The sequence below is a fragment of the Paenibacillus sp. GCM10027626 genome (assembly GCF_042676285.1).
Lineage (GTDB): Bacteria > Bacillota > Bacilli > Paenibacillales > Paenibacillaceae > Paenibacillus_Z.
The window spans coordinates 352,181-378,745 of sequence record NZ_JBHTHC010000008.1 but is presented as its reverse complement, the minus strand read 5'-3'; the positions used below and the strand labels follow the sequence as shown (position 1 = coordinate 378,745).

Here is a 26,565-nt window from a genome sequence, read left to right as displayed (position 1 = left end):
CAGAGCCTTGAAATCGAGTTCGTACTCAAGACCACGAAACGGGCGCTGGGGCGGCGTAAACCGGGAATCATCAACAGTGACCAAGGTAGCCATTTTACGAGTCCAAAGTATATCGATCTGTTGAAAGGGAACGAGGTTCGGATTAGCATGGATGGCAAAGGGCGTGCCAAGGACAACATCGTCATTGAGCGCTTCTGGCGCAGTCTGAAATACAACGAGGTCTATATCAACGACTACAACAGTCCTCGAGAGTTGAGACAGGGTGTAGAACGATACATCCATTTGCACAATCACTATTTGCCGCATCAGTCTCTGCAAAACCATACGCCGGCCACTGTATACAACCGAAACATTATTCTGTTGTCCACATGTGAACGAACAAAGAAAAAAACATAGCTCCCGCGCCTTCGCTTGGGCTACGTCCTCCACCTGTGGACAATCTAATTCACAGCAGTTTCGACCAGAATTCCCAATTCTGAATAACCAACTGCCCGCCCCTTCGGGGCAAGGAACCAAACATTGTGAATGATTTCACATCTTAAAAATCTAAAAAAACTGTCTTGACATCTTGTAGCACTATATTCGGCTGTATCCAGACCGAGAAGACATTATTGTGAATAAAATCAAGGAAGGCGCTGTGGATATTGGATTGATACTCGAAAGCAGCCCGTCCGATTCAACACTTAAATGGCAAACAATCAGAGAGGAGCCCTTGGTTCTCGTCGCCAGTCCTGACCATCCATTATCATCACTTCGCAAAGTAGAATTGAGCCATTTAAATGGTTTCGAATGGATTATGACTGAGGATAGCTGCAATTATCGCATTATGCTAGAAAAAGTGCTGCGCGCAAAAAGGGTAATATATCGAATTGGCTTGGAATTAGGCAACCCGGAAGCCATAAAAAGATGTGTGATGGCAAGTTCGGGTATTTCTCTTCTGCCCCAAATCGTAGTTGAGGAGGAGGTACGCAGAGGGGAGCTGGCAGTTCTTCCATTTACCCATCCTGACATTCGGTTGGATCTACAAATGGTGATTCACCCGAAGAAATGGATATCTCATTCGTTGAAGGAATTTATCGACATGCTAAAATGAAACTCAAATAAGAAGTCGACCGGAAAGTAGTTTTAGGAAGCCCATGTAGAGTTAACCAAAACGAAGGAGGCGTGAGAACATGTCGCACTTGGACAAAGAGAAGAAGGTTCTGGAAAAAGGGAAAATCGTGTTTGAAACAAGCGAGGTCATAGCGACGAATGTCTATAAGGTCAGTCCGGAGATGAAAGAGAGGTTCGATCGTCTAGCGGAGGAAAGGATTAAACAGGCACGCGAGGAGGCACTACCGAAGATTCGCGAGCGGTACGAACAACGGGTTAATGAGATAAGGCTTCAACAGCAGCCGAAGGCCGACGATAAAGGAAGAATCTAAAGTTCACTTTTTTTGGGAAGTTAAACCCTGATTTTTCTACACTAAGCAGAAGAATCAGGGTTTTATATTGCTTTCTTGTTTTCAGATTTTTCAATTTCCTAGTGCTGGAATCTCAAACTAACGCCCCCGTTAGCCATCCATGAAGCGCAAAAAATCAGCGCTTCAAACTTCGTCATGAAGTTACTTCTGCACGATCTGAATAAGGTTGCCGCATGTATCGTCGAAGACAGCTATTGTGACTCCGCCCATTTCTGTCGGTTCCATAGTAAACTTCACGCCTTTTTCCATTAATCGGTTGTACTCTTTGCGAATATCTGCAACGCCAAACATTGTTGCCGGGATGCCATCGGCAAATATCTTCTTTTGATACTCCTTTGCGGCAGGATGGTCATTCGGTTCGAGCAAAAGCTCGGTACCGTCTTGATCATCGGGAGAAACAAGCGTTATCCACCTAAATTCTCCGACAGGAACGTCCGCCTTTTTTATAAACCCCAGCTTTTCTGAATAAAACTCCAGTGCCTTGTCTTGATCTTGTACGAATAGACTGGTAACAATAATTTTCATACTGTTTTTGCCTCCTTTGATATTTGTAACGCATGGTGCTGTACGAACAATCTGGCTGCAAGCAAAACAACTCATACATTCGTCAGTAGTACTGTTCCGATTTTATAAAATTACTCAATCCATCCTTTCAGCAAATTTTTAAGTGGTTCGTTGTTGAATATAACTACTCGATATTTTCCCTTTCGTCTTGATATTACGAGTCCTGCATCTTCCAATACAGAAAGATGTTTAGCTATCGCTTGTCGCGAAATGGAAAGGTCGTGCTTCATAATGAGACGTACTGTAAGCTCATACAACGTCAGCTCGTTGCGTTCGGATAGTTCGTCTAATATAAGCCGCCGAGTCGAGTCGCCAAGTGCTTTGAATATAGCGTCTTTGTCCCAATTCATATATCGAGTATAAGCAACTCTACGGTTGCTTGTCAAGTATAAGCAACTGTAGAGTTGCTTGATAAAGGAACCGTATCTTGCAATCATCGGGGGTCAAGCAATTCCATCGCCATCATCTCCAGTCCTCATTCATACTATACCACGATTTCCATTGTCAGTTACATAATGACGCGCCGCGTATTTTGCTTTTTCTCCGCTAGCTTCGCTTTTGGTATCAGTCTAGTTCAGTTTCAATTTTTGAATCCGTTAGTCAAGTCCTATCCGTTTTAAAATGTGTCTTCAAATGTGTCTAATTCAAGCACCAGCTTCTACATGAGGAGTTGATGGGGGCAAGATTGGCAAAGCAAGCTGGAAATGTGCTGACAAGGAAAAACGATGGAAGAATTTATAGGTCCATATGCGATTGCCCCGTGATAACACTACCATCTCTTGCCTATTTCATTTGAGTGTAGTATGATTAATTTAATATGCTGGTGTAGGGGAATGGTCACTTCATAATAATTAGCTCTTAAGATGCGAAATCTGGATCTTAAGAGCTTTTCTTGATTTTATAGAATTTATAAGTTTCACTTGATAAATGCTATAAAATATAACGGGAAGAAACTTGCCTCGCTTCAAGGACGTCGTCAGCCGTTTCTTCTTGCATGTAGATTAAGAGGGGGGAGTCACATGGGGATTTCCATTCATCTTCGTATTATGCCAAACAAGATAGAAAGCGCAGAATGGGAAAGCGTTTACAAGGAATCGCTCGAGCTCATCAAGGCATACCCGTTTCTGGACAGGATTGTTGACCGGAAGACGTATGGATGTGACTGGATGTATGTCGATCGCGCGAAAGAACGGGTGTTGGAGTCCGAGGGTTGTCCGGTTGGATGGCATGTGTTCGGGGATGCCGATTCCATGCAGACTGCCGAATCGTTTAAGCTGATCAGGGATTTGCAGTATTACAGGAAACAAAGCAGCGGGAGAGGTCAATGTGATGATATCCTTATTTCGTTAATCAGCGAAGATTTGGACGATAGTGAAGTGGATGATGTCGAGGTGTTTGAATCCAAAACACAAGGCCTTCCGTATCACATCCCTGTGCTGGCGATCGCCTGTCTGATTGAAAGCCGATTTCCGGGGCATGCGATTGTCTTTGGCGATGTGTCCTTTAGTCAAATATATAAAGCGGTGGAATGGGCAAATTCGAAACTAAAAAAACCAATCGAGCTGATGGATCGGGCCGATAACGCGAAGCTGCTGAACAGAATAAAAAGAGTGTTGCACGATGAGATTGCTGCATTGAAAGCTTTGATGGAATTGACCTTGCAAGAAAAGAACTCGGCGCTGGGGGACTTTGCAAGAAAACAATTCAGAGCGGAAGTGATTTCGGCTTACTTTACGGAACGGTTTAAGCAATTCGATGTCAATATGGTCGGATTTCGAAGCTCGCTTGCCGCTTATTTGAACCAGGGTTACAGCCTGGAAGAGGCATGCGATATCTGTGTGCTTGAACCACATGGTTGCAGATTTGATCCGGCCGATTTCATAGAAACGGTACTGTCAATGGAATGGGGAACAGAGGAGGATAGCCTGGATGAATTCGTGCGGACGTCGATCAATCATCCACATAGTGAGAAACCGGAGACGATCCCTTCTTTGTTTGGAAAGATTTTGTTGCAAATCGCAGGGGTTCAGGAACGTGTGAAATCGGGTTTGTCTTTTTCAGATATGGTTGCTATGTTACGATATAAACTTGGTCATACATGCGATATAGAGGCGTTGTTGGAGAAAGAGCGCGGCATCCGGGAAGAAAAGGCTGAGCTATGGCGCGAGTTTCAATCGTGGAACAAAGAAGAGTCGGTGGAGCATGTGGTATCTGCCCCCACGAACGTGATCACAGATTTTGATGATTTGCTATTGTGGGAAAAGGGTGACGCGATTCATCCACTGCTGCTGGAAGCTCTTACGAAATTGAAGGATTATGTGAAAACGGAATTGGAAAGTGACCAGCAACAGTTTGCCCGTTTTCAAGAAATGAAAACAAATGAGAAAATCCGGTTGCTTGCTGCACGAAATCGATATTTTTATATTCATAAAAAAGCATGGGATGATATTATACAGCATTTTGATCACTCAAGATTGTCGAATGTCGTTCTTGCCATCCTTTCAATTAAAGCGCAAGAAGTGAACGTGAACAAGCTTTGCAAGGCTGTGTTGAATAATCGAGATTTGCTAAAAACATATCTTTTGTGATGGTTCGACCAGTCAAGTCTAGCCGTATTGGTTTGTAGATGACCGAAAAAATTCAATACTTTTGAACATGAGTTTAAACAATTATTACAAGGGGATGGCTGCATGTATCTCGATGATGACCAACGACTACCGAAACTTAAAGGGCGCGTATGGAATCATAACAGTTTTATAAAAGGAGGCTACTCGTGGGATCAAGCTTGGCAACAAACGCTAAATTTGACTTTTTGAAAAGCTTATGTTTTAATGATACTAATTTGCGGGGGGACTACTTTGTAGTTGAGAAGGTTAAAACCTGACCCTTTGAACCTGTTGGTTAAGACCAACGTAGGGAAGCGAATCATTACATCTTTCTATGTATATGGTTAGAGCGCTTTCTACGAATCGAGAGAGCGCTCTATTTTTATATTAACTGCAGTGTGCTGCTAAAACTGAATATGGCTTATCGTTTGCGGGGGGACTGTTCGCGGTTGAGAAGGTTAAAACCTGACCCTTTGAACCTGTTAGTTAAGACTGACGTAGGGAAGCAAATAACAATTGACCGTGTTATTTTACCCTTGTCAGAAATAGGACAAGGTTTTTTTATTTTATACATTTAACAGAATGGGAGTGGCAAGCATGAAAAAAGTATTAACGATTGCCGGTTCGGATTGCAGCGGAGGCGCTGGCATTCAAGCCGACTTAAAAACTTTCTCGGCTCATGGCGTTTTTGGCATGAGTGTCATTGCTTCAGTAGTAGCCGAAAATACGAGCCGCGTCATTGACATTCAGGATGTCAGGCCCGATATGATTGAAAAACAAATCGATGCTGTTTTCGAGGATATTGATGTAGATGCAGTGAAAATTGGTATGCTCTCACAGCCGGATTGCATGAATGCAGTTGCAGGAAGGCTCAAACAATACGCTCCCGCCAATGTTGTAATTGATCCTGTTATGTATGCGAAAAACGGCTGTCCGCTTATGAACCCCGACGCAATAGACACAATGATCCAAACGGTTATTCCGTTAGCTGACCTTCTTACTCCTAATATTCCAGAAGCAGAGAAAATCGCCGGCATACAAATTAACAATGTCGAAGATATGAAAAAATCGGCCGCAGCGATTTATAAAATGGGCTGTAAAAATGTCCTTGTAAAAGGCGGTCATGCTGCAGGAAACGCGCTGGATATCTTGTTCGACGGGGAACAATTTTATTCGTTCGACGCACAGCGTATAGAGACAAAAAATACGCATGGCACAGGCTGCACCTATTCATCCGCTATTGCATCCAACCTCGCATTGGGGTATGGATTACAGGAAGCGGTACATAGGGCGAAGGAATATATCACAATCGCTATTCAGCATTCCTTGTCCATCGGAAAGGGCAACGGCCCGACTCATCATTTTTATGAGCTTTACAACAATGGATTAAAGAAAGGGCCTGAGATCAATGGACAATAACTTAACCTTAAACATCAGCGGTTTATTGAGCAACGTCCGGCAAACCAAGCCTTTGGTTCACCATCTTACCAATTATGTGACAGTAAACGACTGCGCAAATGTTACGCTTGCAATCGGCGCTTCTCCCATCATGGCTGATGATATCGAGGAAGCGGCTGAAATTACTGCAATATCCTCCGCGCTTGTGTTGAATATAGGGACTTTAAATAAAAGAACAATAGAATCTATGCTTGCCGCGGGGGAAAAAGCAAATGAAATGAGCATACCCGTCGTTTTGGACCCGGTGGGCGCGGGCGCGTCGAATTTCCGCAATCAGACGGTTAGGATGATGCTCGAACGGCTGCAATTCAGCGTCATTCGCGGCAATATGTCTGAAATTCGTTATATCGCCGGACTCCAAGCAACAACGAAAGGAGTGGACGCTTCCGAAGCGGACTTGGAGAACAGTCTGCAAAGCGGCATAGATATTGCAAGCGGCTTGGCGGCTCAATATAACTGTACGGTCGCCATTACCGGAGAAACTGATATCGTATCCGATGGCAAAACAGTCATTTGTATTGAGAATGGGCATCCAATGCTCGGCTCCATAACCGGCACAGGATGTATGTGCACGTCCCTTATCGCTTCTTTCTGCGGCAGCACAGGGGATTACCGTATGGCGGCAGTCGCCGGTCTTTTGTGTACGGGGATTGCAGGGGAACATGCTTATGAAAATGCTGGTCAAAAAGGAAACGGCAGCTACCGTACAGCTCTCATAGATGAAATAAGCAAAATAAGCGCCCAAACGATACACAAAGGGGCTAAAGTATATGAAGCCTGAGCTGGATTACAGCCTTTATTTGGTTACGGACAGCAGCCTGATGAGTACGGATGCGTTGGAACAGGCAGTAGAACAAGCGATTTTAGGCGGGTGTACGCTGGTTCAATTACGTGAGAAGAAATTATCCTCATTGGATTTTTATCATACTGCAGTGAAAGTATTAGCGATTACTAATCATTTCAATATTCCACTCATCATCAATGACCGTGTGGACATCGCTTTGGCGGTAGGAGCTGACGGCGTACATATCGGACAAAGTGATTTGCCCGCTAAAATTGTGCGAAAAATCATTGGAGAGGACAAAATCCTCGGCGTATCCGCATCCAGTCTTGCGGAAGCTCTTCAAGCCGAGAAAGACGGTGCCGATTATCTCGGCGTTGGCGCTATGTTTGCGACAGGCACAAAAACAGACGCTGAACTGGTAGCTATGGAAGAATTAAGAGAAATAAGAAAGGCGATTCAATTGCCAGTCGTGGTGATTGGCGGCATAAACAAAAACACCATCCCCTTATTTTCGAATACAGGGATAGATGGAATTGCGGTGGTTTCCGCTGTCATTTCCGAGGACGATATAACACTCGCGGCTGCCAAGCTGAAGGGTTTGTTTCTGGGGATTGATTCCAAATTATAATAGGATAAGAGGGACCCGCATGAGCAGGTCCTTTTCTTTTGATGTATTCGACGACTACTAGAGGTTACTATTTTTCCCGGTCATCCCGAACGTATCCGCAATCAGCTCGTATGAGCGAATTCGCGCCTTCTCGTCATGGATCGGGCTATTGATGAGAATTTCACCAACGTTGTAGTCCGCCGCCATTCGAAGCAACTGTTCTTTCACTTGGGCAGGAGTGCCGACTACTCGTCGCTTTCGAGTTTGCCGGATGTGCATTAAATCCATTTCCGTATACGGATAAGCCGCGGCTGTTTGCACGGAAGGCAGAAATGGCATCTCCCTGCCAGTAGCAATGCCAAGGAACAATAAATCGCTGCTTTTTGCCAATCGGTCCGCTTCTTCTTCCGTATCGGCGCAAATGGCAATTGTGGCGATCATCGAGCGCGGTTGATCTTCCAGTACCGGGTTCGGCTCGAAATGCCCATTGTAATACTGGGTCGCCTCTTCGCCTCCCGGCGTACCGAAAAATTCTGCGAATGCATATGAAGTTCCCAGTTTTGCGGCAATCCTCGCACTTTCACCACTTGAACCGAGCAGCCAAATTTCCGGCGCCGTCGGAATGTCAGGGGAGGCCAACAACTTCTCGAATGGGTGGCCCACAGGCATCGCGTTATGGAAGTAACCGATAATATCCAGTACCTGTTGAGGATATTTGTTCACATCAACAAATTTATCCTGCTGCAACGCTTTCGTTGCAAGCGGCATGCCGCCCGGGGCGCGTCCCAAGCCAAGATCGATGCGTCCGGGATGGAGCGCCTCCAGCAGCCGGAAGTTTTCCGCAACTTTATACGCGCTGTAATGCGGGAGCATAATGCCGCCCGATCCGACGCGAATGCGTGACGTTGCGGCAGCCAGATGTGGGATCAGCACTTCCGGGCTGGAGAAAGCGAGCGCAGGCGTAGCATGATGTTCTGATATCCAGAAGCGGTAGTAACCAAGTGATTCTGCTGCCTGAACAAGACGGGTCGACTGTCGCAATCCGTCTGCGGCAGTCCCGCCCTCACTGACAAATACTTGATCCAGAACACCTAACTTGATCATCATGATTGACTCTCTTTTCCGGGAATCGCACAACCTTCGTCCGTACATACCGCACCTTCGGCAGAACCGCCGAGTACGGTTAGCGGGTGGTCTTCTTCCCACGCTTTTTGCAAGCCCTCCAAAAATACTTCACTCGGCTGTGCGCCGGATATGGCATATTTTCTGTTAATGACGAAGGACGGAACGCCCTTGACGCCGATCCGTCTGGCTTCCTCTTCATCAGCACGTACTTCATTCGCGTAGTCGCTGCTAGTCAGAACGCGGAGAGCTTCGTCGCGATCAAGGCCGATCTCCGCGGCCAAATCGGCTAAAGTGTCTTGATGGCCAATATGAAGCGTATCGGTAAAATGAGCTTTCAACAATCGTTCCGTCATCTCGGCGAGCTTTCCTTTCGTTGCGGCAAAATGCGTCAGACGGTGAGCGTCAAATGTGTTGGTCAGGATCGTGCGATCAAAATAATAGTCGAGCCCGAGCGCTTTTGCCTGCTGTGCAAGATTGTTTGTGTTGGCGATCGCTTGCTCGCGGCTCATGCCATATTTGGCAGCAAGCATGTCATATACGCTCGGATTGCCGTCTCGCTTTGCATTAGGATCGAGTTCAAAACTTTTAAATACAACTTCAACCGCTCCTTTGTTCGAAAACTGCTGCAGCGCGGCTTCGAACCGGCGTTTGCCGATATAACAGAAGGGGCATACAAAATCGGACCATATTTCAACTTTCAACACTTTCGCCTCCAATTTTTATCGGATAATGATGTGATTTGCTTTGCTTTGATATTTCCTTTTCAATCGGAATGATATAAGATTAGTTCAACACTTCGATTATTACAAGTACTACGTTTTTTGATAGGTAGTATGTTTTTTAGTACTAAAGGAATTCGAATATAGAAAGGGGTAATTATCATTTATGGCATCTATTGACGATACATGTATAGCATGTCCGATTACGTTGGCCCAAAACTTAATATCGGGAAAATGGAAAATAATAATTTTATGGCAATTGCGGGACGATGCCCGCAGATTCAGCGAGCTGCAGCGGGCGATCCCGGGCGTGACGCAATCGATGCTTACGCAGCAGCTCCGGGATCTGGAGAAGGGTGGTCTCATTCATCGCGAAGTGTACAGGCAAGTTCCGCCCAAGGTGGAATATACACTTACGCCGATCGCCCGGGAACTGCTGCCGGTGCTCGTCATGTTGGACGAATGGGGCGCGAAGTATGTGCGGAGCCAATCTGGATCGTAAGTACCGGGAGGAATATTAAGTACTTTTGGCAAGGACAACTTCATTTTAACACTTGCACGTGACGTAACGTCATGTTTTATCATATAGTTACCGGTAAACAGATGCGCAGCATACAAGGAGGAATGGGCATGACGGAAAAACGTGCGGCAAACAACGAAATAAACGCAGAGGAAGAATACGAATTGGTAACAACGCGGGTGATAAATGCATCCCTTGCTCTCGTTTACGAAGCCTGGACAAAACCCGAGCTTTTGGCACAGTGGTGGGGTCCGAACGGGTTTACGAACACTTTTCACGAATTTGATTTACGGCCGGGAGGGATATGGGAGTTTGTAATGCACGGACCAAACGGAGTCGATTATCCCAACAAAAGCGAATTTGTCGAAATTGGGCCTGAACGGATCGTGCTGCGGCATCTTTGCACACCCCATTTTCAGCTCACGGCAACCTTCGAGGATTTTGGCGGCAAAACCAGACTGACTTGGCGCCAGCTTTTCGAAAACGCTGCCGTATTCAACGCCATCAAGAAAATCGCATTACCAGCCAACGAGCAAAATCTTGACCGGCTCGAAGCGCAATTGCAGAAGATGTCCGTCTGAGAGCTTGTTTCCCTACGCTAATAACTACATAAAATGAAGTTAGTCGCTAGCCCATACTACTGCGCGGCATCATCACTACGCTGACGGTGGGGCTAACGAACCTGAGACACTCTATTGGCCAATAAATCGGCTTGCTCAGCGTGTAACGAACCAGACACACGTTAATGGAGGAAAAAAGGCGGGAAAGCGGCCAATTTTCGGTGAATAACGATCGGTAGATTCATTACAGTCCACAAGGCCCCATTTTGAGCCGAATAAGGTTTGTCAGGTTCGTTAGCGGGTTTGCCAGGGGCCACTAAAGTGTTTTCTTAGCCAAGTGGACACACGATCCGCTATTTTGTCGAATACCGACCAATTCAAAGGTTTCGCGGACAATAGGATCCGTTATTTGCTGGTTTTGCCGGGTTTTCGTAGCGTTTTGAGACCAATAACGGATCTAAGGTCCGGAGGAAGCCGTTTTGGCAGGTTTGTTCACAGATAACGGATCCACTGGTCCGCTCCGGTCCGCTTCCGTCCATGATGAACGAATGCTAACGGAAGTCAAGGCCGCTATTTTCGCAAATTCCACCGATCTGAAATTGTAACGGAACTGTGCGCCGCTATTTGCTGAGGAGGAGGCCGATTTCGCCCAAAAACGCCCCATTAAGATCGCTCACATCCGTTAGATTTAAAAATGCGGGGTTATTGGCGATATAACGTCTGTGGCCTCCGTTAGATGAAACGTGGCTCCCCCCCTTGACCTTCGATTGCCGGTAACACATGCCATAGGACGGCGTCAGCCGTTTCTTCTTCATCATCAAAAAGGAATTCTTTCTGAATGAATGGTGTATTTATGTTCATCTGCCCAAGCTACGAGGCCATTCCAGAAATCTTCGCAAGCGGAAATGATTCTCGCTCGTTCTGTCAAATCTCCAGACATGACTAGTCTGGCAATATTATCGTACCCTGCCGGACGATTCGGCAGTTCCAAAGATTCAGGTATGACCATGGCACCGGTCGAGTAAAGTTTTTGATTGTGTAACCCGACCAACATGGCGCCGTATTGGACGAATTGCATGGCCAAGTAAGGCAAATAGGTTTGCGGGCCGTTTACACTTATATTTCTTAGTTTCCCAATAAATTCGTACATTTCACCCACAAGAATCCCGTTGATGGCCTGCGTGAACTCTTCCCTCGTTGGTGATTCTGCCGCTTCTTTTAGCGTTGAAAAGAAGTTCTTGGGATCATAAAGACTCAGCGGCGCAAAGAATGGACCATGTGTCAGCGACCAATCGTCTTCAACAGTAGCGGCTGTTTCCAGAATGACGTTTGCGCTAAGTACATTCACTTCAGCTTTCCATGGTCCCGCAGACCATTCATAACTAAAATCTACGTTTTTATTTGATTCCTCAAGTACACAAAACATCTCAATGTCCGAAAAAGGGCCGTCTGTTCCGCGGGAAACAGATCCATAAACCCCTATGGCCAAAATATTTCCTTTGTATACTTCATGTAGTCGCGCAGCAATTTCTTGACAGGTTTGAAGTCTTTCGCTTTTGGAAACTTTTACAGGTCCGTTCATGTTCATTTGTGTGCATCTCCCTTGGGATCTATATATATATTTGGGTTGAGTTGACACAAACAAATGAATGGAGGACCACGGGATTAACGGGGGACTTTTTTTGGATGCATGAGAACTCCTTTCTTTTTAAAAAAGATGGTTCATCCGATTGAATTGATTACGTTGCTTCACCTGATTCGTCTGTCAGCGCTGAAATGCCATTTGTCACGCGATCAAGTAAATCGAGGAATGTGCTGCGTTCTTCGATACTTAATGAGGAGACCATGGCTTCTAATCTCGAAAAGTGCTCTGGGGCCATGTCACGCATTTTTTTTGCCCCGAGCTCAGTTAGGACGACTGCTTTTTGCCGGCCATCTTTCAAGCTGGCTCGCCGTGATACGAGACCATCACGCTCCAGAATATCGATAAGTCCCGTAACAGTAGCCCGCGTAACACCTAGATGCTCAGCTAATTGTGAAGGTAATGCTTCGCCTTCTTGATCTTCAAGGTCAGCCAACAATCGGTAGCGGCCTGTTGACAAACCGAAACGGGAGAAGTGAATCTCAGCAGCATGACCGAGCTTGGAGCCTGCTTCCATGAGTCTTGCTGCGACAAGTATAGCTTGTGCGTCTACATTTAGGTTATAGCGCTCAATTTGCTGCTTTGATTGTAACAGTGACGGAACTGCACTATTTTTATTGACTTGGTTAGGGTTGGTAGTCATAGGTAAAGTATGGCGCCTAACTAGTTTTTTGTCAAGTAAAGTGGCAGGCCCCAAAAAAGTTGTTGACATCAAGGTAGTTAGGTACCATACTATATTCACGGTCTCCAATATCAACATGCTATCGGATAGATCGTGTGAATGGCGGGAATAAGCTTGATATGTGTGGTACAGGGTCAAGAAGCTGGCCTTTTTTTTCACATATATAGTTAGGTTCCTAATTATATGAAAGGAGGAGCAGTCTGATGAATAAGACAAAATATTCGGACACGACAGAAGGTGCCTATAGTACAAGACCTGCTCGTTCCGGTACCAAAGCATTTGGGCTATGGCGGGAAGTGTTAATGGCTTATGTCTCCCCAGCGGTTACGGCAGGCATTGGCGGATTGGTTACTGCAGATAAGATTCTTCTATTAAGAGCATTAACCACAATTGGCGGAGCGTCTGCTTTGTTTGCTTTACTGATTGGCCTGTGGCTACGAGCTAAAGGGAAGCAAAAACGCTGGCTTGTTTCTACTCCGCAATGGGTAGCGGTAGCGCTATTCGCACTCGGTGGAAGCATGCTAGGCTTACTATCTGCGTGTGTAACGACAAGTATACTTGAAATAGCCAAACCGGGTGATTTCTTAGCTTGGTCAAGTCATATCTGGACTGATTTTCCACTGTCAGCAACGATTGCAAGTACGATCGCAAGCTGGCGGTGGCGTACATCACTTAAAAAATAAATCAATTGGAGGAATGCTGTAATGATTGCGATTATTGGAGCGACAGGAACGATTGGCAATGCACTTGTGGAACGTTTGGTCAAGTTAGATGTACCCGCTCGGGCGCTGAGCAGAAAACCTGAGCGGCTGCATGCCAGGATCCAAGAATTAGGCGGCTCAAAGATTGAGGCTGTTATGGCGGATGCATCCGACCCTTCATCGCTGTATCATGCTTTTTCTGGAACAGATCAGCTTTTTCTTGCTATGTCCAATAGCCCTCAACAAGTTGAAATGGAAACATCGATTATTAATACAGCTGTCCAGGCCGGTATAAAGCATATTGTCAAGATTTCAAGCCCCGCTTTTGAAGAGAGAGCTCCTGTCGCTGTAGCCGGCTGGCACGGGGAAATTGAGAAGGTGTTAGCCAAATCAGGTTTAACTTATACGATATTGCGGCCTTATGCTTTCATGCAAAATCTGCTGCGTCTTATACCGACGGTTACGACACAAAGTATGTTTTTCGGCTCGATGGGCAATTCCCCTTGTAATTTTATAGACTGCCGAGATATAGCCGATGTTGCCGCTGAGGTATTGACTAACCGCGAGAAAGCTGGACAGACTTACACTTTGACGGGCCCTGCAACGTTCAGTTATCCACAGATCGCAGAAAAGTTGTCTATCTTACTGGACAGATCTATTCGCTATATCAATTTGGAGCCTGACGTTCAACGCAGCAATCTGATCGAGCATGCACAGATGCCGCCGTGGCTAGCGGATCACGTTGTAGAAATCCAGACGATGGCCACTGTGGTGCCGGAAAGACCTACTGATACAGTCAAACGATTGCTCGGTAGAGATCCGCGAACGCTTGATGCGTTTCTTCGGGAGCATGTTGAACTTTTTAGGTAGAAGCGGGATGATCTTCTCCAAAGCTGGACAGGATACCCTCCCGTTGTTATAAATCTTGCAATATTGTACTATACACTTGTAAAGAATAAGCTGTATGATTCATTAGATTACAGGAGGGGATCTAATGAACATTGCAGCTTTTCTCATATATTGTGTGATTGTTACATTTACGCCTGGGCCAACGAATGTTGCGATCTTGTCGATCGCGCATCATTTTGGGCTTTATGCAGTTCATCGGCTGCTTATATATGCTTTATCTTGCTTACTAAGTGTATATAATGAAGATATCAGGGGATGTTTCCAAACAAACGGCCACCTTTATGTAGTTTATTCGGCAATAGAAGTATTAGGGCTAGTGTGAAAATAGGCAAGAGGTGAGTCGCCATGGATAAATTAATCTATAAAAAAGCGGCAGGGGGTCACTTGAATATTTCGGTACCCGCACCAGACGCCCCCATAAGAATCACATTCAGTTTTTCATGGATGTACTTGCCGGTAGCGAGCCGCAGAATGAGGGATTGCTCTAAGCGTCGGTCGGCATGATATTCAATGTCCTCTACGCAAGCATTTGGATAACGGAGTGTCGCTTTCTTGATGAGCCTGCTCAGTTGATTCGACTTGCGCCTTGTCCATTCCGCATCGACTACTAATCCGACTCGTTCTTCAAATGATAAGTTCGTATATGCAGGGGATTGCAACTGCTCACGTAACGAGTCCGCCATCGCGCTGAGCCGCATTTCAGAAGGATAGACCACGGATTTATTAAAAAATAACTCAAATAAAATGTACGATTTTGCAAGAATTATCTCCCAAAAAGAACTATCATATAGAATAGAAGTGGATTTTTGGGTAAAAGGACTTAAGTAGTGGTTGACAGAAGAGTGCACAATTGGAATCTATCAAAATACTTGCAAATAATTACAATATGTGGTATAAATGGCACTGTCCCAAAATTACCCAAAAAGAATGAGTATGAAGAAAACCAAGAAAAAGCTGATGTTAGGCATGGCTGCATTACTTTGCGCTTCACTTAGCTTTACAAGCGCTGCTTCCGCCGCTACTTCTGTTTATGGCCAGGTTGCCGGGTATTCTACGAGCGGGTATCTATCGATGGGGAGTTCAAGTGCCACGGCTTCAACAACCTGCAGTACTGTAGCCGGTGTATCTGCTTACGTTGCTTATACTTACTACTATAACAATTTTCAAACAGAAACCGTCACCAACAACACTTCTTTAGGAAGCACAAGTGTGTCAACAACCGCATCGGCTAAATGGGTTTCAGTTCAATCGCGTTATGCAACAGGATCTCATTCTGTCACTTATCAAACTCAGTACTGGTCCGCTGGAACATCGACCCAATAAAGGGAATAGGGTAGGGACGAACCGAAAGAAGCTTATTCAAGCTTCTTTCGGTCGTTGTTGACAAATTGGTGACAGAGGTGTAGACGTGATGGGAAAAATTTATACATCTATCATGATCAGTATGTTACTTGCGATGGTTTTAACGGCCTGCCAAAAGGACACAGTCGATTACCGAAACGAATACGATGCGTCAACAGATTTTCCGTATATGTTTCAAATGCAAGGGGATGGCATCCTGGTTGCGCCAACCGACAAGGGGTACTATTTCCTGAACGGTTCCTTTCTCTATTACGCGGACAAAATCAATATGAAGCCGGTACTGTTGGATAATCGGCCGGAAAACGATTGTATGCAAGCATCCGACCAGGGGGCCATTCGAAATTGTTATGCTTATGTGAAGCATGACCCTCAGTTTAGGCACAAATTTCTTGGTTATCACGACGGCAAGCTGTATACTTTGGAGAGCGGCGAAGGATTGGGGAAAGATAATGAAAACCGATTCAAGACTATGTTAATCGAGTTGTCCGAGGATGGCTCAACCCGAAAGGTCAAAATGGAATTTGACTCTGTACCCAGATCTATGGCTATTCATCGGGGAATGCTTTACTACACCCTGAGAAGTTTTGATAAAGAATCGAATGCAACCTCTCAATTGATGCAAGTAAATTTGAAAGGATCCGGCAAGCCCGTACCTATCTATACAGGCAACGCTTCCGGAAGCGAGATTTCAGATATTACTCCTTATGGAAAGAACATCTATTTTTACGAAATTGGTGGACAATCGATCAGGTTTATGAGATATGATCTGGAGAATCGCACAGCCACGAGATTGTTTACGGATGAGGATGGGAGAATCGCTAAAATGGAGGGGATCTACAATAACCGCTTGATGTACGTTGTGAGTTCCCCCATTAAAGATGAATCGTCGTTAAGAGACGAAGAGCATTTAAAGGTCTTTTCCTCGGATCTTGAAGGAAGAAATGGAAAGGAACTCCCAATCAAAAGAACATTCTTTTCGTTCTATTATGTCAGCGGCAACTATTTTTATGCCCGGCCTGTTTTTCCGTTTTTATTCAATGAACAATTTAAGGAGAAATTAAAGGACATCCGCCATGAGTTGACGGTCTATGATCAACAATATAATATCGTAGACAAAATTGATATGTCGTTTCTCCCAATCGATCACTCGTTTATGGTCGGCGACGACCGCTATGCGTTCGTCCAGATCTTTAAAGATGGCAAGATCATGATGCAATACCTGGACAAAAGCGAGTTTGGTACGGGAAAAGCGGCCTTCAAGCCGTTGCTGGAAAGTCCTGATCTGTAAACGCCTGGATTTTGGGGGATGCAAATGAAGCTCATTGGCTATGAATACCTGAAATGGTTCCGGAAGCGCCTTTTGGTTGTTCTCATCCCGCTCCTGCTGATTGGCAACGGCTACCTCTATGTAAAAGATCAGTACAACAAAAACGGGTATCTCATCGACAATATCGATGCTTACAACAGCGCGGAAAAAGAGTACGCGAGAATGCGCATAGACCAAGGGTACGAGCGAATCAAACGGATGAATATGGAGCTTCAGAGATATCAAATGATCGTCATGGCTGCTCAGAACCCCGACACCCCCTCATCGGCTGAGGATTTGGCACGCATCAAGCAACAGTCGCCGAACATCATGGAGGCCTTCAAGAGCAGCGGGTATAGCGAAAATTTGGATAAATTGAGACAAGATACTTATATTTCGGAGCTTCTATTGAAGCAATACGAAGCGATGCGCGGCTACAAGGAATATTCGAACGGGATTCGAAAGCGGGCCGACGAATTACTCACCGTATCGATCTTTCAGGACGAGCATTCCTTCTCCTACCGCAATATCGTGAAAACGCCGCAAGATTTCGCTTCCTTAGAGGACCTGCCCCTGCAATTGGGCCGCGAATGGGGCGTCGTGTCCGCCACGACTTTCTCGATAACCGATGCGCTTATGATTTCGCTTATTTTCTTATTGTGTATTTATTTGTTTCAATATGAAAAGGATTCCAGTCTTGTGAAGCTTACCCGTTCGACGGCCAGGGGAAGGTTTCCTTTAGTGACATCGAAAGTCGCCGCATTGATTTCCATGTCGGTGATCTTATCCGTCTTTTTTTATGGGTCATTGCTGCTCCTTGCGTATAATTTGTATGATTTTGGCGACCTGTCCCGGTACGTACAGTCGATGGAGGCCTTTCGCTACTGCAACTTGCCGTTGACAGTCGGACAGTATCTGGTCCTGTACCTGATCTGCAAAGTGATTGTCACGATCTTGGCGGCGCTGGCCATCTCGTTTCTGTTCATACTGCTTGGAAATATATTCTCCGTTTATGCGGGTCTATTTGCATTTCTTGCTGTGGAGTATTTGAGTTTTCGCTACCTCCACCCGCTATCCCCGCTTCAATTTTTTAAATATATCAATCTGTTTTCTTTCTATGATGCCTACGGGCTGCTTGCAATTTACCGAAATTTGAATTTAGGAGGGTATCCCGTCTGGTATCCGCAGATTGCGGGTGTCAGTGCCGTTGTTCTGCTTTTGCTGCTATCAGCTGCCGGTATCATGTGTTATACGTACCGATATCCTACGGCCACTCCTTCCCGAATCTTCAGTTGGATTGCTCAGCAACTCCTCAAGCTGCGGAAGCCGCCCGCGTCAGTTCGCCTGTTTCGTCATGAATGGTACAAGTTTATGTTTGCCGGCAAAGTCTATCTGGTGCTGGCCGCGGCGCTATGGATCGGCTATCAGGACCTGAACATGCAGGAGCTGAGATTCAATGAAGAGGACGCTATCTATAACGGTTATATGCGGGTGCTCACGGGAAGCCTGGATCAGAGCAAAATCAACTATATTGTGAAGGAGCAGCGCCGCTTTGCCGAGCTGCCCTTGCAATATGATCGGATGCTCAAGCAATACCAGGAAGGGAAGCTCTCTCCGGCGCAATATCTGAAACAGAAGGGAGAATTGGACCTCTTTTCATTAAAAGAGAAAGCGTTCAGTAGGGTATACACGCAATACCTGCACTTGGTGGAGCAAAAGGAAACGAGGGGTATCAACGGAAGCTTTCTCAATGAGTTATCGACCAATTATCTGTTTCGGAACCATTACCGGGATCTCGTAAATGGCTTGACTTATACCATTTTGCTGATGCTTTCCTTAAGCGTTGTTTTTCCCGCTGATTACCGGAATGGCATGGCAGCGATTCTGCGGAGCACCCGAAGAGGCCGTCTTCCTTTGTTTGCCGTCAAACATGCTATCGCCGGAATTGCAGCCTTGACGCTGATGCTTATTCTGTATTCGCCAGCCGTCTATAATTCCATTGCCAGTTACCCTTCCATCGACTGGGAAGCTCCAGTCCAAAGTATTCGCGTATACGGTCACCTGAAGGACGCGCTTACGGTTGGTGAATTTGCCTGCGGCGTGTTCGGGCTCCAGATTTTGGGGGCGATGCTTGTCAGCGTCTGTACTTTGTACTTGTCGATTCTGATGCAGAAGCGAGCGCCTGGTCTGCTCTTGGCTTCGACAGTGTTTGTGATCCCATTTCTCATTCAATTGGCAGGCTTTGAGGAGATTCGCAGCTATACGTTTACCGGGTTTTTTACGCTGTTTGGCGCTTTTGCGCAAATGGATTCCTTGCTGTCAATAGGGGGTTATACCGGGCTGCTGATCGGTTTGTCAGCTATCGCTTGTTTCAAAGCCTGGCTGTTGTATACGAATCCAGAGAGTTTGGGGGTTAGGCTGAAATGCTACTTTCGATCGATGCCATCAGCAAAAGCTATAATAAAGGGAAAAACAAAGCTTTAGACCGCTTTACCGCGGAGCTGACTCCGGGGATTTACGGACTGCTCGGGCCCAACGGTGCCGGGAAGTCGACGCTTATGAATATTATTGTGGACAATCTGAAGCCGGATTCCGGAGAAATCTTGTTCAATGGAATCCGAGTGTTGGAGATGGGCAAGCAATACCGGGCCCGGCTTGGGTATATGCCGCAGCAGCAGGGGATCTACGATGACTTTACTGGGCATCGGTTTCTTTGGTACATGGCGGCCCTGAAGGGGCTGTCGAAGCATGAGGCGAAGCAGCGAATCGAACAACTGCTGGCGGTTGTGAATCTGACTGATAGCGGAAACAAAAAGCTGGGTTCCTATTCCGGAGGCATGAAGCAGCGCATCCTGATTGCCCAAGCTTTGCTGAACGACCCCGACATTCTCATCCTGGACGAACCGACGGCGGGATTGGACCCGAAGGAACGGATTCGCATCCGCAATTTTATCTCGGAAATCGCTCAGAACAAAATCGTCCTTCTGGCGACACACGTGGTCACCGATATTGAATATGTGGCGAAGGAAGTTTTGCTGCTGAAGAAAGGCAAACTGGTCCTGCAAGGGAAGCCGGCTCAGGTGCTGGACGAAATGAAAGGCAAGGTATTCGAAGTGCGCGCGAATGCGGAAGACTTGGCAACCTTGCAAAAGAAATATAAGGTAAGCAATATCTCCGGTGACGCTTCAGGAGTTACAGTCAGGGTTGTAGGGGACGAACCTCCGGAGGGATACCCTGCAGAGCCGGTTCGACAAAATCTGGAGGATATTTATCTATATTTCTTCGAGTAAGTGTATTCCGGCCGGAATGCGAACCGGAAGTTATTTTTCTAAGCCAAAACTGCTGCCAAGCCATTTCCGTTTTTCCATCGCATTAACTCTCGCTCTTGCTATGCGGCTCCTGCAGCGCCTCTTGCGCCAGACTGCGCAGAACGGTGTCGTCCATCGGCGGATTGTGCAGCCCGGCCCGGACGTCGCGGTACATCCGTTCGAGCGGCAGCGTCCGCGACAAGCTCGTTCCGCCGACGATTCGCATCGCCTTGTCGACGATTTGAATCGCGTTGTTGGTCGCCACATATTTGGCCAAGCCAAGCTCCGGTTTCAGATCGGCCCAATTGCCCGTTTCCTTGTCCCAGCGATCGGCTGCCGTATATAGCATGTTCCTTGCCGTCCTTAGCTCCGCTTCCATTTGCCCGATTTGCAGCTGAATGTGCGGCAACTCGGCGATTGGGCCGGGCAAGCTGTTCGGACGGTACGTCCGCGCAAATTCGACGGCGAAGTCGCGGGCAGCGTGGGCGATGCCGATATAGCAGGCCGGAATGTGCAGCAGCCATCCGCTGGCGTCGTCGGCATGCGGAAGCGGATGGCCTAGAGCGTCAAGCTGATCGATCCGTGAATCCTCCGGGACGAAGGCTTGGTCCAAGATCAAATCATGGCTGCCCGTCGCACGCATGCCAAGCGTGTTCCACGTTTCCTCGATCCGTACGCGGTCCGATTTGCCGACGAGAAAATGCCCGAGCCGCTGTTCGTCCTGCACCCAAGCCGAAACGATAAATTGCGTTAAAATTGGACTTAGCGTACTGAAAATTTTGCGCCCGCTAATCAGCCAGCCGGCGTCCGTTTTGATGGCGGTCGTTTCCGGCTTGCCGCCGCGGCTTGGACTACCTGTCGCCCGCTCGGAGGCGAACGAGTTGATCATGGCACCGCGTTCCACAACGTCTTGGCAAAACCGCCGGAACAAGGGCTCGGGCCACGATCCGGTCGAGCGGTAATGCAGCGTCTGGCCCAGATGCCAGCCAAAGCCGAGCGTCGTCGAACCGTCGCCGGCAGCAAGCCGTTCCTGTACGATCACGAGCTCGTACAACGAGATTTCGTCGCCGCCGTACCGTTTCGGAACGGTCAGTTTATAAAAGCCTGCTTCGCGCAAATCGGCGAAATTTTCAAACGGGAAGGAGCCTTCCGCATCGTATCGCGCCGCTCTGCCGGCAAAAATACCGGCCAGTTGTTCGGCCCTGGCAGCGAGCTTCTCCTCTTTGCCGTTTCGTATATATTGATCAATCGATCTCCGTTTCGCCATAAAGGATGATAACCCCTTTTCTGATTGGGATGAATGTCTTTGATATAATCCTATACAAAAAGTCGGAATTTCACAACGTCTGGCCGCTTATCTTTTTTTGAACGATATTTCAACTTCATTGTTCATTCTTCAGTGGCCTTCATTTGACCGTTCGCTTTTTTTTAACTTGCCGCCAGTCTCATCGGCGTCCCCGGAAGGTTCGGCGCAAGTCCTCAACCCACATGTCCGGTATTTCCCAAGGGATGAAGTGGCCTCGCTGTCGAGAAAATTTTGGGCGCGATTTTCGGTCGTGACACCCGGCACGAGGGGGGCAGTTTCGTCAAAAGCCATACGCACAGCGAGCGCGGCAGCTTGACAGGAGCCTGGTTCAGGAGCCAATTGCCTTGCGTGGTTATTTCGATGTTATTTATATTCCATTACCCAATATTTCTGTCCCGGGTTACCCTCTTCAACAACTCTCCTCCAACCTTTATTCTCATAAAACTTCATCGCTCTTTGATTTGCAGATACACACTTTAATCTTAACGGCTTATTCATAATTTCGATGGAGGCATTAAGCAAAAGGCCACCAGCGCCCCGACCAAAGAAATCGGGGTGAACAAATAAATTGTGAATAAAGCTATCTGGCAAGTACAGTGAAGCAAAGCCGAGAATATGACTGTCCGCCTCAGCTAAAATGATATGTTCTCCTTCAGTATGCCGATCAAAATCTTGCAAAGTCATTTCTTCTATATCTGCCCAATGAAAGCTTTTACGGCGGGATTCAAGGTAAATCATTCTTAAAACAGGAAAATCTGCTTCATTTGCTGTTCTAATCTTCATATTTTCACTCTCGCTTTTCAAATTTTCTCGTTAAGTATATGGAACTTTAAAGCAAAATGAAAGGGGAATGGGAGTATTCGCCCTATGATTCTATCAGCCCCACCTCTTTACATAACTCCACCAATTGATGAACACCGTAAAATTGTTTGCGATTGCGTTCATGGATGCTTGACAGTGCCTCTACGGTCACTTTTTTCGCTTTTTCCATGCTATGCTGTTCCACAGCTTGAACAATTTCCTTCATATTCTCCAGAAAATAGACAGTCCTCCTCAATGTACGGATGAGCAGAATTTGCCGTATATGCACTGGTGTAAATATCCGGTAACCGTTCTCGGGATCCCGCTCCGGTCGGATCAGTCCTTCTTTCTCCCAATGTCGGATGGCTGAAGCTTGCACATCTGTTAACGCAGCAGCTTCGCCAATAGTCATGCGGTTTTTCAGCTTTTTATTTGGTGTAAACGGCAGCTCCGGGTTTTGCAGCAATGAAAGCGTCTGGTCAGCAACGGTCTTTTCATGATGCAGAACGGCCTGCTCATGGTTGACGAGCCAGAAGGCAGCGTCCAAATCGGCATTTTGAATGTGACGAAGCACTTTACCGGCGACCGTATAGCCGAATCCGGAAAACATGGCGCGCAGGCAGCGAAAAAAGGCGAGATGCACTTGGGTATAAAGGCGATAACCATTCGCAGCGCGGGCGGGGGCCGGAATGACTCCCCAAGACTCATAATGCCGCAAAGCGCTCGTGCTAATGTGAAGCTCTCTGGCAATTTCGATCGGTTTGTAGTAGCGCAACTTACGTTCCTCCTTGCTAAAAATGGGGCTTCAATACATTAAACTTTATAAAAAAACTTTAAAGTCCCTCGCTAAACTTTTTTATGCATTTCATTCTACATTTTCAAGGATGTTTCCATTATACCTTCTCACTTGCATTAGTGTTATAGAATAGTTGGTGTAAAATAAAGAAATGGATTCAGGAGGAGATCGGCATGAACAACGTCATTGAAATCCGGGGCGCCCGGGAAAACAATTTGAAAAATGTGACGCTTCACATTCCTAAGCACAAGCTGGTCGTCTTGACTGGACCTTCCGGGTCGGGCAAATCGACGCTGGCCATGGACACGCTGCAGCGGGAATGCCAGCGGCAGTACATGGAATCGATGGGGATGACCTCGGACGCTATCGCCAAACCGCAGGTCGATGCAATCGTCGGCTTATCTCCTTCGATCAGCGTGGGGCAGCATGTAACGAACCGAAATCCGCGGTCCACGGTCGGAACAATCACGGATATCCATACGTACCTTCGCGTCGTCTACGAGAAGCTGGGGGAAAGGGCCTGTTCCCACTGCGGAGGCCGCTTCGTGCCCGGACCGGGCAACGGTCCGGCCGGCGCAGGTACCCGGGAGGAGGAGGGATGCCACGAAGCCGTCCAATGCCCTCATTGCGGGAAGGAGATGATGCGCTTGACTCGCAGGCACTTCTCCTACAACACCCCGGAAGGCGCTTGTGAAACCTGCGGCGGGCTCGGCCATACCGTCATGTTGAACCTAGATGCCGTTTTCGACGAAGAAAAGAGTTTGCTCGGCGGCTGCGTTGCAATCTGGTACGACGTGATCAGTAAATACAGCGCGTCAACCTTAAAAGCGGCGGCGAAACATTACGGTTTCGTCTTCGATGCCGATTTGCCGCTCAAGCATTTTGACGCCGTGCAGCGCGACCTGCTGTATTACGGGGTCGAGAGCGAGGCGTTCACCGCCCATTTCCCTGGCGTAAAGCCGCCTAAATCGGTAAGTGCAGGCAAGTTCGAAGGGGTTGTGACCGGTATCTGGAGGAGGTATAAGGAGAAGGGCAGTGAATCGGGCGAGTCGGCGTTATTCCGCGAAGAGACATGTGCGTCATGCAACGGCGCCCGGCTAAAGGAGGAAATTCGCCAGGTGACGGTTGACGGCGCTTCGATCGCTGACATTTCCGGATGGGCGCTGCAGGAGGCGCTACCTTGGCTGGAGCAATTGATGGGGGAGCTGCGCATAGAGGAGAAGGAACAGATAGAGACGCTACTGCACGATTTGACGGTTCGTACGAAACGGATCGTCGATGTCGGACTCGGCTACCTGTCGTTAAGCCGCCAGTCGGTATCGCTGTCCGGCGGCGAAGCACAGCGGCTGCGGCTCGCTTCAATTCTCGGCTCAGGTCTTACCGGCGTGCTGTATATTCTGGACGAACCGACGGCGGGCTTGCACCCGCGCGATACGGAGGGACTAATTCGTGTGTTGAAACAATTGCGGGATTTGGGAAATACCGTTCTGGTGATCGAGCATGACGTCGAGATGATGCGGGCGGCGGATCATGTGATCGATATGGGGCCAGGTGCGGGCAGCTTTGGCGGAAACGTCGTAGGCGCCGGAACGCTTCAAGAGTTGATGGACAATCCGAAATCGGTCACGGGTGCTTTTCTGCGGGAAGCGGGAGTCTCTGCCGAACGGGGGGCAAGACGGCTGGGTAACGGCAAATTTCTTAACGTCAGCGATGCGTATGCAAGGAATCTGAAGCATATCGATGCCTCCTTTCCGCTTGGCTGTCTTATCGCCGTCACCGGCGTTTCCGGCTCCGGCAAGTCCACGTTGTTGTTTGATCTCGTGGCGGCCGGCGGACGCGATGAGCAGAAGCGCAATGGATGCAGGAGCATTACCGGCTTCGACGCCATCGACAATATTGTGACGGCAGACCAATCGCCGATTGGGCGGATGAGCCGGTCCAACGTTGCGACCTATTCCGACGTCTTCACAGCCATGCGGAATTTGTATGCTGGTTTGCCGGAGGCGAAGCGCGCGGGGCTGACTCCGAAGCATTTTTCATTCAACACACCAGGCGGGAGATGCGAACATTGCCAAGGGCTAGGTGTTGTGCCGATGGATATGTTCTTCCTGCCGGGATTGGAGGTGCGTTGCCCGGTCTGCAGAGGAAAACGTTTCAAGGAAGAGGTGCTGCGCGTCACTTACAACGGGCTCTCGATTTCCGACCTGCTCAACTTGACCATTGAGGAGAGTTTGCCGCTGCTTCAAGGCCAAACCCGAATGGACGGACAGATCGCCTTGCTGGTTGACGTAGGACTCGGATATCTTCAGTGGGGCCAATCGGTCCGTACGCTGTCGGGCGGAGAAGGTCAGCGGCTCCGGCTTGCCAAAGAGTTGAATGGGAAGACGAAACGGCATACGCTCTATTTGCTGGACGAGCCGTCAACCGGGCTGCATCCGCGCGATACGAAACAACTGCTGGTGCTGCTGAACAGGCTGGTTGACGCTGGCAATACAGTTATTGTTGTGGAGCATAATCTCGATATTATCCGCGAGTGCGACTGGGTTATCGATATCGGTCCCGAAGGAGGGATCGCAGGCGGAAAAGTGGTTGCCGCAGGCACACCTGAAGCAGTTGCAGCCGTCGAAACCTCCCATACCGGACGTTTTCTAGCGGATATGCTATTGTAAAAATACTGCGGAAATCGTCACATGGGCGCAAGGGACGCTTGTCTAAACAAATTCAGAATAAATTCAGAAATTCCCTCAGATTTTCCTCATGTTTCTTCGCTATGCTTGTTATGCATTTTCGGTCATTGAAAAAACTGTTCCCCTCAGTATGTCGCCTGCCTTTATCTATATTTTACAAAAGAAAGGGGAATGTGTAGCGATGGGGGTTTGGAGTTTTGCTCTCTTGGAACTGTCCAAGCTTGTCTGGCTTGTATTTGTTTTATACTGTATTATGCTGATTATCCGTTTTAACAAAAAAAACATACGAGGAGACAATGGATGGATAAGACAATTCTTATCGTCGATGATGATACGGAAATTCGGGACATTGTACACGTCTACTTGCGTAATGAAGGATTTCAGGTGATGGAAGCCAGTGATGGCATGGAGGCGCTTCAGCTCTTTGCAGCAGGAAAACATTCATCTGATTATCCTGGATATTATGATGCCGAATCTAGACGGCATCCATGCTTGCATGAAAATTCGGGAGCTTTCAAGCGTCCCGATTATTGCATGGGGGAACGCTTCAATGCACCCATCAACAAGGACGATATGTCTTTAGCATAACCATTCCCCAATCGAAATAACTAAATTCCGATTGACATACTATGAAATAAAAGCTAAAGTAGAGCTGTAGC

26 protein-coding genes, 1 pseudogene and 2 riboswitches are annotated in these 26,565 nt (G+C 47.4%); of the genes and pseudogenes, 17 read left to right on the top strand and 10 right to left on the bottom strand.

Going from position 1 to position 26,565, the window contains the following annotated elements; genetic code table 11:
• From ACFQ0N_RS18080 to ACFQ0N_RS18070, 3 genes are all read left to right on the top strand, one after another.
• A partial coding sequence (locus tag ACFQ0N_RS18080) for an integrase core domain-containing protein (RefSeq protein ID WP_379328611.1) occupies positions 1-396 on the top strand: 396 nt, incomplete at its 5' end.
• A 217-nt stretch (positions 397-613) separates the two neighbouring features.
• Entirely contained in the window at positions 614-1,093 is a 480-nt protein-coding gene (locus ACFQ0N_RS18075) for a LysR family transcriptional regulator substrate-binding protein (RefSeq protein WP_379328609.1), read from the top strand.
• A gap of 79 nt (positions 1,094-1,172) precedes the next feature.
• Entirely contained in the window at positions 1,173-1,424 is a 252-nt protein-coding gene (locus ACFQ0N_RS18070) for a hypothetical protein (protein WP_379328607.1), read from the top strand.
• 180 nt (positions 1,425-1,604) lie between these two features.
• Here ACFQ0N_RS18070 and ACFQ0N_RS18065 read toward each other — a convergent pair whose 3' ends face one another.
• Positions 1,605-1,988 carry a VOC family protein gene (locus ACFQ0N_RS18065; RefSeq protein WP_379328605.1) on the bottom strand — a complete coding sequence of 128 codons (384 nt, stop codon included), beginning with the start codon at positions 1,986-1,988 and terminating at the stop codon, positions 1,605-1,607.
• Between the two features lie 110 nt (positions 1,989-2,098).
• Positions 2,099-2,377: an ArsR/SmtB family transcription factor gene (locus ACFQ0N_RS18060; RefSeq protein WP_379328649.1), complete on the bottom strand. Its 279-nt coding sequence runs from the start codon at positions 2,375-2,377 to the stop codon at positions 2,099-2,101.
• 669 nt (positions 2,378-3,046) lie between these two features.
• Between ACFQ0N_RS18060 and ACFQ0N_RS18055 the strand changes: the two genes are divergently transcribed.
• From ACFQ0N_RS18055 to thiE, 4 genes are all read left to right on the top strand, one after another.
• Positions 3,047-4,615 (top strand): hypothetical protein, encoded by a 1,569-nt coding sequence (locus ACFQ0N_RS18055; protein WP_379328603.1) that lies wholly within the window; start codon positions 3,047-3,049, stop codon positions 4,613-4,615.
• 248 nt (positions 4,616-4,863) lie between these two features.
• A riboswitch (TPP riboswitch) is annotated at positions 4,864-4,964 on the top strand.
• A gap of 91 nt (positions 4,965-5,055) precedes the next feature.
• Positions 5,056-5,155, top strand: a riboswitch (TPP riboswitch).
• Positions 5,156-5,230: 75 nt separating this feature from the next.
• Positions 5,231-6,052, top strand: coding sequence for a bifunctional hydroxymethylpyrimidine kinase/phosphomethylpyrimidine kinase (thiD, locus tag ACFQ0N_RS18050; RefSeq protein WP_379328601.1), 822 nt, complete (start codon positions 5,231-5,233; stop codon positions 6,050-6,052).
• A complete protein-coding gene (gene thiM / locus ACFQ0N_RS18045) occupies positions 6,042-6,872 on the top strand; it encodes a hydroxyethylthiazole kinase (protein ID WP_379328599.1) in 831 nt (276 codons plus the stop codon). The genes thiD and thiM overlap by 11 nt, the downstream gene beginning before the upstream one ends.
• Positions 6,862-7,503, top strand: coding sequence for a thiamine phosphate synthase (gene thiE / locus ACFQ0N_RS18040; RefSeq protein ID WP_379328597.1), 642 nt, complete (start codon positions 6,862-6,864; stop codon positions 7,501-7,503). Before thiM ends, thiE begins: the two co-directional genes overlap by 11 nt.
• A gap of 57 nt (positions 7,504-7,560) precedes the next feature.
• Here the strand turns inward: thiE and ACFQ0N_RS18035 are convergent, their stop codons facing one another.
• Together ACFQ0N_RS18035 and ACFQ0N_RS18030 are read right to left on the bottom strand one after the other, a co-directional pair.
• The gene (locus ACFQ0N_RS18035) at positions 7,561-8,586 is read right to left on the bottom strand and encodes an LLM class flavin-dependent oxidoreductase (RefSeq protein ID WP_379328647.1); all 1,026 of its coding nucleotides are present in this window, start codon (positions 8,584-8,586) and stop codon (positions 7,561-7,563) included.
• Complete coding sequence (locus tag ACFQ0N_RS18030; RefSeq protein ID WP_379328594.1) at positions 8,586-9,308, bottom strand: DsbA family oxidoreductase; 723 nt, start codon at positions 9,306-9,308, stop codon at positions 8,586-8,588. The genes ACFQ0N_RS18035 and ACFQ0N_RS18030 overlap by 1 nt, the downstream gene beginning before the upstream one ends.
• 184 nt (positions 9,309-9,492) lie before the next feature.
• Here ACFQ0N_RS18030 and ACFQ0N_RS18025 point away from each other — a divergent pair, with 184 nt between their 5' ends.
• Positions 9,493-9,828: a winged helix-turn-helix transcriptional regulator gene (locus ACFQ0N_RS18025; protein WP_379328589.1), complete on the top strand. Its 336-nt coding sequence runs from the start codon at positions 9,493-9,495 to the stop codon at positions 9,826-9,828.
• Positions 9,829-9,956: 128 nt separating this feature from the next.
• A complete protein-coding gene (locus ACFQ0N_RS18020) occupies positions 9,957-10,427 on the top strand; it encodes an SRPBCC family protein (RefSeq protein WP_379328645.1) in 471 nt (156 codons plus the stop codon).
• A 796-nt stretch (positions 10,428-11,223) separates the two neighbouring features.
• Here the strand turns inward: ACFQ0N_RS18020 and ACFQ0N_RS18015 are convergent.
• Positions 11,224-11,994, bottom strand: coding sequence for an ANT(4')-I family aminoglycoside nucleotidyltransferase (locus tag ACFQ0N_RS18015; protein ID WP_379328587.1), 771 nt, complete (start codon positions 11,992-11,994; stop codon positions 11,224-11,226).
• 151 nt (positions 11,995-12,145) lie between these two features.
• Positions 12,146-12,691 carry a MarR family winged helix-turn-helix transcriptional regulator gene (locus ACFQ0N_RS18010; RefSeq protein ID WP_379328585.1) on the bottom strand — a complete coding sequence of 182 codons (546 nt, stop codon included), beginning with the start codon at positions 12,689-12,691 and terminating at the stop codon, positions 12,146-12,148.
• A 242-nt stretch (positions 12,692-12,933) separates the two neighbouring features.
• Between ACFQ0N_RS18010 and ACFQ0N_RS18005 the strand changes: the two genes are divergently transcribed.
• Both ACFQ0N_RS18005 and ACFQ0N_RS18000 read left to right on the top strand, forming a co-directional pair.
• Positions 12,934-13,413 (top strand): hypothetical protein, encoded by a 480-nt coding sequence (locus ACFQ0N_RS18005; RefSeq protein ID WP_379328583.1) that lies wholly within the window; start codon positions 12,934-12,936, stop codon positions 13,411-13,413.
• A 21-nt stretch (positions 13,414-13,434) separates the two neighbouring features.
• Positions 13,435-14,301, top strand: coding sequence for an SDR family oxidoreductase (locus tag ACFQ0N_RS18000; protein ID WP_379328580.1), 867 nt, complete (start codon positions 13,435-13,437; stop codon positions 14,299-14,301).
• A gap of 419 nt (positions 14,302-14,720) precedes the next feature.
• On the opposite strand, the gene ACFQ0N_RS17995 is transcribed toward ACFQ0N_RS18000, so the two are convergent.
• Positions 14,721-15,038 (bottom strand): ATP-binding protein, encoded by a 318-nt coding sequence (locus ACFQ0N_RS17995; protein ID WP_379328643.1) that lies wholly within the window; start codon positions 15,036-15,038, stop codon positions 14,721-14,723.
• A 235-nt stretch (positions 15,039-15,273) separates the two neighbouring features.
• Between ACFQ0N_RS17995 and ACFQ0N_RS17990 the strand changes: the two genes are divergently transcribed.
• From ACFQ0N_RS17990 to ACFQ0N_RS17975, 4 genes are all read left to right on the top strand, one after another.
• On the top strand, positions 15,274-15,663 hold the full coding sequence (locus tag ACFQ0N_RS17990) for a hypothetical protein (RefSeq protein WP_379328578.1): 390 nt from the start codon (positions 15,274-15,276) through the stop codon (positions 15,661-15,663).
• Positions 15,664-15,751: 88 nt separating this feature from the next.
• On the top strand, positions 15,752-16,990 hold the full coding sequence (locus ACFQ0N_RS17985; RefSeq protein WP_379328576.1) for a hypothetical protein: 1,239 nt from the start codon (positions 15,752-15,754) through the stop codon (positions 16,988-16,990).
• A gap of 24 nt (positions 16,991-17,014) precedes the next feature.
• Positions 17,015-19,492, top strand: a complete 2,478-nt coding sequence (locus ACFQ0N_RS17980) for a hypothetical protein (RefSeq protein WP_379328574.1) — start codon at positions 17,015-17,017, stop codon at positions 19,490-19,492.
• Complete coding sequence (locus ACFQ0N_RS17975) at positions 19,432-20,298, top strand: ATP-binding cassette domain-containing protein (protein WP_379328572.1); 867 nt, start codon at positions 19,432-19,434, stop codon at positions 20,296-20,298. The genes ACFQ0N_RS17980 and ACFQ0N_RS17975 overlap by 61 nt, the downstream gene beginning before the upstream one ends.
• 82 nt (positions 20,299-20,380) lie before the next feature.
• Here ACFQ0N_RS17975 and ACFQ0N_RS17970 read toward each other — a convergent pair whose 3' ends face one another.
• The 3 genes from ACFQ0N_RS17970 to ACFQ0N_RS17960 form a co-directional block, all read right to left on the bottom strand.
• Complete coding sequence (locus tag ACFQ0N_RS17970; RefSeq protein ID WP_379328570.1) at positions 20,381-21,583, bottom strand: acyl-CoA dehydrogenase family protein; 1,203 nt, start codon at positions 21,581-21,583, stop codon at positions 20,381-20,383.
• 402 nt (positions 21,584-21,985) lie between these two features.
• Positions 21,986-22,405, bottom strand: a complete 420-nt coding sequence (locus tag ACFQ0N_RS17965) for a GNAT family N-acetyltransferase (RefSeq protein WP_379328568.1) — start codon at positions 22,403-22,405, stop codon at positions 21,986-21,988.
• Between the two features lie 82 nt (positions 22,406-22,487).
• Complete coding sequence (locus ACFQ0N_RS17960; protein ID WP_379328566.1) at positions 22,488-23,198, bottom strand: TioE family transcriptional regulator; 711 nt, start codon at positions 23,196-23,198, stop codon at positions 22,488-22,490.
• A 194-nt stretch (positions 23,199-23,392) separates the two neighbouring features.
• Between ACFQ0N_RS17960 and uvrA the strand changes: the two genes are divergently transcribed.
• Both uvrA and ACFQ0N_RS17950 read left to right on the top strand, forming a co-directional pair.
• Positions 23,393-25,888, top strand: coding sequence for an excinuclease ABC subunit UvrA (gene uvrA / locus ACFQ0N_RS17955; RefSeq protein ID WP_379328564.1), 2,496 nt, complete (start codon positions 23,393-23,395; stop codon positions 25,886-25,888).
• Positions 25,889-26,206: 318 nt separating this feature from the next.
• Positions 26,207-26,438: pseudogene (locus tag ACFQ0N_RS17950) on the top strand (response regulator); the annotation flags it as partial.
• Between the last annotated feature and the right edge of the window lie 127 nt (positions 26,439-26,565).